The following is a 7,903-nucleotide window of genomic DNA, read 5'->3' as shown; positions in this document are numbered from 1 at the left end:
ATATATCTATAAATATCATATATCGACTAAGCGTGCTCCTAACGGAAAAGCCAACTTAGTTACTAAGTTTTACAACAGTAAATACGATGGCCCTACTTGAATGCGTAGTCAAGAAGTTATACGAGAGCGCGAAAAATGCGCCCAGCTTTTGAGAATAATTTTACTTTTCAGGCTCAGTGACAAAGTATTCGCCAGATTCTATGCGCGTAAACCAAGCAGCAATATATGGGAAGTCACTTAAGCTTACTCCCGCTTTTACCGCAAGCTTAGGATAAGTATACAAAGCGATATCGGCAATGGTTGGGGTTTCGCCGATTAAGTAGGCTTGCTCACTGAGCTGGCTATTTAAATAGGCAAAAAAGTTAATGGTCTTATCGTATGCCAGCTCAAGATCACCCGATTTACCAATGTGTTTAATGCCGCGATATAGATTGGGGCCATTCAGTACTTCACCTGCTGACATTGATAAAAACTTATGCACTTCAGCGCGCGACCTTGCTCCCACCGGATACCATTGACCACTGATATCGTACTTCTCTGCGAGATAGACCAAAATCGCATTGGAGTCACAGATCACGTCACCATTATCAATTAATACCGGCACTTGACCGAGTGGGTTAATTGCCAAAAACGCTGCGGATTTATGCTCTTTGTGGTGCACATCCAACAGATTTGACTCATACTCTAGCCCAAGGATAGACAAAAAGTGTCTGATTTTATGGCTATTTCCAGAAAGTGTAAAACTATATAGCTTAATGCCTGACATACCAAAAGGATCCTTTTCCTGAATTAAACATATATGCTGATTGCCCCTTTTGAATTAGGTGCTGCGGTTAGTTTTCCACACTCATCATGTTGAGTAAATTAAGTATTTTTGAAGATTCAAACCCACTATTCAGTCACTATTGCGTTCAGCGGGTAAATCACTTAAATATTGAACAAACTCGACTTCAAACCCATCAGGGTCAACAAAATAGACATTTTTTCTGTGTGAGTGCACTTGCCCTTCTTTATCAATGCGATAACCCGCTTTCAAGAGTCTTTCAATGACACTTTCAATGTTATTTACGACATAGGCAAAATGCCCAAGCCCAACTTGATGGCCTGATAAAACACGATTGTGTCCCTCGCCATGATCGCTAAAAGCTAAATAATGATAATCATCGCCAAAGTGTAACCAATGCCTTGGCTTACCAAACCATTCACTGTGACCTTCACTTCTCACCTTCCAATGAGGAAATGCAGCGCCATAAAACAACAGTGACGCTTGGATATTTTTTACCACTAAATTGACATGCTCTAAATACATCTTCTTTCTCCATTTTAAGTTGGCCGCACTTTAAAAGCTCAACTTAACTTGAGGTAAAGCATTAATTTTAGTTTTTTAACTTAAATTTAAGCGAGCTGTAAAAACCTGCTGAATAAAGTCGATAAACATTTTCACTTTGGGAATGCTTAAGCGATTTTTAGGATATAACGCATAAATCTCAACTTCAGGTAATTGCCAGTCGGGCAACAGTTGCACCAGTTGACCCCTACCAAGCGATTGCTGACACATATAATCTGGCAGTATCGCAACTCCGACGCCTTCAATAACCATCTGTTTTAATACCACATAATCATCAATTCGCATTCTTGGCTGAATATCTATTTCACATGCTTCGTGACGATTAGTCAGTACCATCGTTTCAGCTTTTTGAATACTGCTCATCAACAGCACATCTAAATGCGAGATTGCGTCAGGCACGGTAATTGCGGAGCGACTCTCTAGGTATTGTGGGCTTGCATATAAGTGCCTTGTCACTTTACCCAAATGTTTGGCCATCAGTCTTGAGTCTTCAAGCGCTCCGATTCGGATCACCAAATCAAACCCCTCTTCAATCACGTCTACTCGGCGATTAAGCAGATTTAACGACATACCGATTTGCGGGAATTCATGCATAAATTGGCTGAGTACAGGCTTTAAGATTTCGTGTCCCATACCCACCGACATGCCTACTTTCAGCTCACCAGATACAACATTAAGCGCCTTGGCAACGGCTGCATTTGCCAACTCCACCTGTGCTTTAATCTCTCTACAGTGTGCCAAGTAAGTCCGCCCAGCTTCAGTTAAATGCTGCGAGCGGGTGGTTCTCTCAAGTAGCGTTATCCCTAAAGATGTTTCTAGCTGAGCAATTTTGCGGCTCAAATTTGCTTTGGGCATATTCAGTCGCTCTGCTGCCAAAGTAAAACTACCCGCCTCAACCACAGCTAAAAATAACAGCATGGTATTCACATCATTCCTCTGCATGCCCTGGCCTATTGTTGTTAAAAATGGAAAATAAATTCTAATTTATAGATATATATAAAACAACCAACATTTCTTACACTGAACTCATCACTTCGAAACAATCAACGAATTTAAGGATACAACCATGAACATACTTTCAAGAGACACACTACAACTTGGCGGATTTGCAGGCATTACAGAACACAGACTCGTCACCGATAGCCGCGTATTTGCAGGGCGAAAAAAGCCAGAAACCTTTGAAGGCATTGGCAACATGGTATACCTAGCAGATGCCCGCTATTTACCAAAAGGAGAGTCTGGTATGCATCCTCACAGTGAAATAGACGTGATTTCAATCGTATTAGAGGGCCGAGTTAGCCACGAGGGTTCTTTAGAGCATGGTAAAGATCTTGTCGCTGGCGATGTACAGGTACAACGTGCGGGCGGAGAAGGCTTTAGCCACAATGAAATTAACCCAGATGACCAACCCAACCGTATGTTGCAGGTGTGGGCATTACCTGAAGTAGCTGGTGAACCAGCAGGGTATAAGTCTTACACGCCAGCAACCAAAGGGACGACGCGTATTTATGGCGGTAATAAGACTCAAGTAGGCACCTTCACCAGTAGCACCACAATGGACATCGTTCACTTAAATAGCGATGACAAATTTGAGATTGACAGCGAAGCCTTAGTCTATGTGATTTCTGGTCATGCCGCGCTACTGCAAAATGATGAGTCCACGTCAATAAAAGAAGGCGATCTATTCAGAAATAAAGCCTCAATACTTGTAGCAAACACCCAAACACAATTGCTTGTTGTGTCTCATAACTAGGGAACATTGACAGAACGTATACCATCATCCACAAATCTAGCTGATAGACACGTCGTTCTAAGGCCACCTCTAAAACCGTCGGGCCGATAAAGTCAGGACCAACTTTAAACACCTGCACAATTTTACCTTGGCGCGTAAAGTGCTTGGCAATGGCAGCAGTGATGGTGGCTTTACCTGAACCTGAGCTTGGCGCCGTGACGAGTAACGCAGGGCACTGACGTATGTTACTCATCATTTTGTACACTGCGTTGCTGCGCAGGGCGCAAAAAATGCCGTAAAAGGTTCGGCGTAAGCTGCACAACAAACTACATATAAAAAAATACCGCTAAACTGGCACTGGGTAAGTTTAATGCTGAGGCAAAGTAATAGAAGCGTGTAGTAATCATCAACAGCGCAAGTAGAGCATACACACCCAATCTAAAAGTGCGAGAACCTGCCAGCCAAGCGGTTAGAGCATGTGTTAATTTCGACCTAATTTGATCCGTGAAACAACTTCAACGGATGGGAGGTCCCAAGCACCACAACACCACGTATACGCGGGCATAATCAGCTCCTCACCGCCCACCGCATTATTCGAGTTATTCAGGTCAATTTCCGGGCTTCTGATCATCGCTTTAGGCATATCCTTACCATTTTCACAGTGGACAGACCGCTCACAGTTACCGTTGCGGGGGCAGCACCAGATGTACACTGGTTTCCCGTTTAACTTGCAACGCGCAATCACCTAAATAAAGGCCTAGACGGCTAATTTAAATGAAAACAGGGACGTAGTACAAGCCTGACCTGTTTCAGCAATGTTGATAAAACATAAATTAACTACTAGAAAAGAAGAGAGAACATCGGGAGCAATCAATAAGGTACAGGCAAATGTGTGTCTAACACACCACATTTGCCTGAATAAGCAGGGCTTATAGGTTATGCCTTAATCAAGTAGTGAGACTTTGCATGGGTAAGTGTGCTCGCCCACAGTGAATGTGCCGTCACCTTCCCAGCTGTTATCAACACCAAACGATGCTGTAAATGGTGCTTCAAAGCTACCAATGGCTGGGGCTGGGAACGAAACAATAGCTTGACCTGTGACTGCGCCCACTTTTGTAACGCCACCATAGCCTGTTGAATGAAAGTGACCCGACGCACTTGCTGTAAAACTTGGAGAGTGCTGCGTACCCTCTAAAATATGGCCTTCTGCACCACCATTTAGCGTGCCAGTAGCTGGGTTTACAGCCAGCTGAAGTACCATAGAACCTGCACCCACGTTGTCTGATTTGAACTGAAGCTTTACAAGATATAAGCTTTCATTAGCCATTTTAAAATCCTCTTTATTCGACCAATAATCATATGTACTTAGGCCTCATTGGGCCGATAGAAAGCTTATGATTTGAATAAAGATAATACTATTACAAGCTATTACTTTTATATTACACCGAGCTATTAATTGTTGTTTTTAAATAAATTTATGTACTGTACAACTAAAAACCCTTTAGTGTACGCATCAGCTCAAACCCCAGCTTTGTTACCTTTTGGCCCTTGAGTTTATGCAATCCCGAAATATTAGATAAAATGATATAGCCCGATTGCGTATCCATATCCAGCAACATCGCTGAGCTATACCCACCAGTTCCTCCATCATGAAAATATAAAAGATCATTTTTGGATTTGCTGCCCAGTACAAACCAACCCAAAGCTACTTTGTCTAGCCCTTTTTCAAAGGCAATTTGCTGCTGTAACTCAACCCACGGTGCTGAGTGCTCAAACTGTGCTTTGGCATACAGTGTAAGGTCTTTAACACATGAAAGTACTGCCCCGGCTCCTTGTAATACGCCCAGATCCCAATTATTTGCAGGCTCACCATTTTTGCCAATACCAATCACTAATTCGCCTGCCACATCTCGCCAGTTGGTGAATGAATTACGCATATGTAGCGGCTTGAACAGTCGGTTTTGTAAAAGCTCAGTGTAACTGCCCCCTTCCAACTCAGAAAGCGCATAACCCAGCAGTCCAGCGCCTAAATTGGAATAGTGCATTTTACCTGTTGTACCCAACTTTATTGTATGTTCGAGATGGTATAATAAGTCGTCGCGAAGGTATGCTTCATAAGGGTTATGACGACGTTTAAATAATGCCTGCCAAAGCAACCCCGGCGGTAAACGTGGCAACCCTGAGGTATGGGTCGCCAAAGCGCCAAATGAGATAGATTTATTACCTAAGATAGGAATATCGAGCTTGCTGTTAATAGATTCATCCAGCGATACTTTGCCTTCAATGACCATTTTCGCCAACATTGAGCTCGTCATCAGTTTAGTCAAAGACCCGATTTCGAATACCGAGAGATGGTTTTCAACAGGCTCAGCACCTTTTGCGCCACACCTTGTCCCATAGAATAGGCAATCACCCTCTACAAACTTGGCCACTGCCAACTCTGTGTTGGGCGCAAAACTGGTAACAACCTTGTTTATAGTGCTGATTTCTTTGTCCGTGAACTGCATAGCTTCCCCTATCACTTGGATTAAAAACTATTGCAGCACACTCTGCTATAAACAACAAAATGTATAACGTAACCAAATATTTAGAATGAAACCTTTCATTATAAACAGAGTTCGAAATTAAGGCGCCAACTGTTCTCGATAGCTGCCTGGAGACACCCCGTGCCACCCTGTAAACGCCCTAATAAACGAATTGGACTCTTGATAGCCTAATAAAAAGGCGATTTCACCCAAGGAGACGTGAGATTTAGACAAGTAATGTTCGGCCAGTTGAGAGCGCACTAGTTGCAGCACTTCATGATAGCTGGTTTGCTCATCTGCCAACTTTCGTTGCAAGGTACGTTTACTCATAGAGAGCTTAGCAGCAACCACATCAATGCTACTTTCGCCTGCGGGCAGTGACTCAACCAGTACGGCACGCACACGCTCAACCGTGGTTGCAGTGCCAGATAGATCCGCGAGCTTTTTCTTCAACCCTTCTTCAAAGTAACTCCACATACTGGAGTTTGCCGTTAAAAATGGGCGCTCAACATCTTCATTTTTAAAGGTAATAGACAGTTCACTGCCCAACACAGGCTTGCAACCAAAAAATGCCTCATAGGCTGGCATATTTTTAGGTAACTCAGGCAAAGTAACCTTAACCGGCACAACATGATGACGCGTGGCCATTCTGGCAAGTTTGGTAAAAAACACCATTTCAGATAGCGCCAACACATTTGGTACAAACCCATCAAATCCGTAACAGTGCAGTGCCATTTTAGTGGCTTTATCGTCACTCACTAAGTCCATTTTCATAGGACCAATCAACGGTTTGTAATGCTGAATACGTTTAAGTGCAGTCGTTAAATTTGGACTGCAAATCGCCGCAAATAATGGGGCATCAAACACCTCAACTGATAAGTGCTCCGCAACCAATAATGGGACGTCACGCCCTTCGGCAGCCTTTTCAATCGCCAGCCACCAATCAAAGTACTCTTGTGGGGTTAAGTAAATCGCTTCTCGATTCAAAATGTCCGCCGGCAGTTTTGAATAGGCAAGCACCTTTTCAACATCAACCCCCATATCTTGAAGCAAGATTTTACAGTTGACATGAATACTAAATTTACTGGCTATTTTCATATCTTGTTACTTTTCCATTGATTGGCGTGACAGTTTAAGAACCACTTTTCTCGGTAGCAATGGCGTTACCCAGTTCAATAAGAACTGCAACTTGCGCTCGTTAAAGGCCACGAGTTTACCTTGTTGCATGGCTTTATAGCCACATTCAGCCACTGACCGTGCTGATCTTGCATTTTTCCACACATCCACCCCTTCGAGGTTACCGGCAGCCACAAAGCCCGTGTTAACTGCGCCCGGGCAAAGCGCCGTTGCAGTAACGCCTGTACCTAACAACTCCTCGGCAATAGCTTGAGTATAGGAAGTCACGAACGCTTTGGTTGCATAATATACCGCTTGAAGTGGACCCGGTAAAAATGATGCCGTTGATGACACATTTAAAATACGGCCCGATTTGCGTGCCACCATTCCTTTAACAAACAAATGCGTTAAATCAGTCAAAGTCGTGATGTTGACTTGGATCATATACTGATCCGCCGTGCGCTCGCGCTCATAAAAGATGCCATGGCCACCAAAGCCAGCATTATTGATCAGCACATCAATTTGTAAATTTAACGCCTCTGTTTTGTCAAAAATACGCTGCGCTGAGAGTGGATCTGACAGATCTTCGCTGATCACCGTTGCCGACACGTTGTATTTAACCTCAATCTCACTCGCCAATGCCTTTAGCTTGTCTTCAGAGCGCGCCACCAACACCACATCGCCACCCTGCTGAGCATGCAGATGTGCCAGTTCCAAACCAATGCCGCCCGATGCGCCCGTAATTAATGCCGTATTTGCCATGTGTTTTACCTTCTTTATAAACCCGTTGACCGATGACACACAGTATAAGCAATCAAAGTACGCCACACACTGACAGATCACGACACAAAATATGCAAAAGGTGACAGGACAAGTTGTGGTACGCGCAAAATTAAGTGAGCTACGGGACAACCCAAACAGGTTTAGCCCCGTGCATACGGGGAACACTTATTGTTAGGCCTGATCATTGAGCATTACTTCGGTTTAGCCCCGTGCATACGGGGAACACATCAATGAAACAACAGGGATGATGTTTGAAACCGGTTTAGCCCCGTGCATACGGGGAACACACATTTGTTTGTAATAGAATCTTATTCATAGACGGTTTAGCCCCGTGCATACGGGGAACACCAAAACGCTCTGCACGAGAGTATAACCATTCGCGGTTTAGCCCCGTGCATA

Annotated in this window: 10 protein-coding genes and 1 riboswitch; of the genes, 1 reads left to right on the top strand and 9 read right to left on the bottom strand. The window is 43.8% G+C overall.

Features of this window, described 5'->3' with window-relative positions; all coding sequences use genetic code 11:
• Positions 1–160: 160 nt before the first annotated feature.
• The 3 genes from N482_RS05255 to N482_RS05245 all read right to left on the bottom strand — a co-directional run bounded on the left by N482_RS05255 (position 161) and on the right by N482_RS05245 (position 2,290).
• Complete coding sequence (locus tag N482_RS05255) at positions 161–766, bottom strand: glutathione S-transferase family protein (protein WP_063376073.1); 606 nt, start codon at positions 764–766, stop codon at positions 161–163.
• Positions 767–895: 129 nt separating this feature from the next.
• Positions 896–1,309, bottom strand: a complete 414-nt coding sequence (locus N482_RS05250; RefSeq protein WP_063376072.1) for a VOC family protein — start codon at positions 1,307–1,309, stop codon at positions 896–898.
• Between the two features lie 75 nt (positions 1,310–1,384).
• The gene (locus N482_RS05245; RefSeq protein ID WP_063376071.1) at positions 1,385–2,290 is read right to left on the bottom strand and encodes a LysR family transcriptional regulator; all 906 of its coding nucleotides are present in this window, start codon (positions 2,288–2,290) and stop codon (positions 1,385–1,387) included.
• Between the two features lie 124 nt (positions 2,291–2,414).
• Between N482_RS05245 and N482_RS05240 the strand changes: the two genes are divergently transcribed.
• On the top strand, positions 2,415–3,101 hold the full coding sequence (locus tag N482_RS05240; protein ID WP_063376070.1) for a pirin family protein: 687 nt from the start codon (positions 2,415–2,417) through the stop codon (positions 3,099–3,101).
• Here the strand turns inward: N482_RS05240 and N482_RS24725 are convergent.
• The 6 genes from N482_RS24725 to N482_RS05220 all read right to left on the bottom strand — a co-directional run bounded on the left by N482_RS24725 (position 3,034) and on the right by N482_RS05220 (position 7,483).
• Positions 3,034–3,336 (bottom strand): hypothetical protein, encoded by a 303-nt coding sequence (locus N482_RS24725; RefSeq protein WP_155730497.1) that lies wholly within the window; start codon positions 3,334–3,336, stop codon positions 3,034–3,036. The two genes, N482_RS05240 and N482_RS24725, sit on opposite strands and share 68 nt — an antisense overlap.
• Before the next feature lie 225 nt (positions 3,337–3,561).
• Positions 3,562–3,711: a hypothetical protein gene (locus tag N482_RS24720; RefSeq protein WP_155730496.1), complete on the bottom strand. Its 150-nt coding sequence runs from the start codon at positions 3,709–3,711 to the stop codon at positions 3,562–3,564.
• A riboswitch (cobalamin riboswitch) is annotated at positions 3,669–3,844 on the bottom strand. It overlaps the preceding gene by 43 nt.
• A 179-nt stretch (positions 3,845–4,023) precedes the next feature.
• Positions 4,024–4,407, bottom strand: coding sequence for a DUF1842 domain-containing protein (locus N482_RS05235; protein ID WP_063376069.1), 384 nt, complete (start codon positions 4,405–4,407; stop codon positions 4,024–4,026).
• Positions 4,408–4,570: 163 nt separating this feature from the next.
• Positions 4,571–5,587 (bottom strand): serine hydrolase domain-containing protein, encoded by a 1,017-nt coding sequence (locus N482_RS05230; protein WP_063376068.1) that lies wholly within the window; start codon positions 5,585–5,587, stop codon positions 4,571–4,573.
• A 117-nt stretch (positions 5,588–5,704) separates the two neighbouring features.
• Positions 5,705–6,703, bottom strand: coding sequence for an AraC family transcriptional regulator (locus N482_RS05225; RefSeq protein ID WP_063376067.1), 999 nt, complete (start codon positions 6,701–6,703; stop codon positions 5,705–5,707).
• A gap of 6 nt (positions 6,704–6,709) precedes the next feature.
• Positions 6,710–7,483, bottom strand: coding sequence for an SDR family NAD(P)-dependent oxidoreductase (locus N482_RS05220; protein WP_063376066.1), 774 nt, complete (start codon positions 7,481–7,483; stop codon positions 6,710–6,712).
• Positions 7,484–7,903: the final 420 nt, after the last annotated feature.

This window comes from Pseudoalteromonas luteoviolacea NCIMB 1942 (assembly GCF_001625595.1).
Classification (GTDB): Bacteria; Pseudomonadota; Gammaproteobacteria; order Enterobacterales; family Alteromonadaceae; genus Pseudoalteromonas; species Pseudoalteromonas luteoviolacea_A.
The sequence above is the reverse complement of the archived record's forward strand: the minus strand, read 5'-3'. Positions and strand labels throughout refer to the sequence as shown.

Coding starts and splice junctions, on each gene's coding strand:
- N482_RS05235 (WP_063376069.1), bottom strand. CDS start 4,407: ATGGCTAATGAAAGCTTATATCTTGTAAAGCTTCAGTTCAAATCAGAC.
- N482_RS05245 (WP_063376071.1), bottom strand. CDS start 2,290: ATGCAGAGGAATGATGTGAATACCATGCTGTTATTTTTAGCTGTGGTT.
- N482_RS05225 (WP_063376067.1), bottom strand. CDS start 6,703: ATGAAAATAGCCAGTAAATTTAGTATTCATGTCAACTGTAAAATCTTG.
- N482_RS24720 (WP_155730496.1), bottom strand. CDS start 3,711: ATGATCAGAAGCCCGGAAATTGACCTGAATAACTCGAATAATGCGGTG.
- N482_RS05230 (WP_063376068.1), bottom strand. CDS start 5,587: ATGCAGTTCACGGACAAAGAAATCAGCACTATAAACAAGGTTGTTACC.
- N482_RS05240 (WP_063376070.1), top strand. CDS start 2,415: ATGAACATACTTTCAAGAGACACACTACAACTTGGCGGATTTGCAGGC.
- N482_RS24725 (WP_155730497.1), bottom strand. CDS start 3,336: ATGATGAGTAACATACGTCAGTGCCCTGCGTTACTCGTCACGGCGCCA.
- N482_RS05250 (WP_063376072.1), bottom strand. CDS start 1,309: ATGTATTTAGAGCATGTCAATTTAGTGGTAAAAAATATCCAAGCGTCA.
- N482_RS05255 (WP_063376073.1), bottom strand. CDS start 766: ATGTCAGGCATTAAGCTATATAGTTTTACACTTTCTGGAAATAGCCAT.
- N482_RS05220 (WP_063376066.1), bottom strand. CDS start 7,483: ATGGCAAATACGGCATTAATTACGGGCGCATCGGGCGGCATTGGTTTG.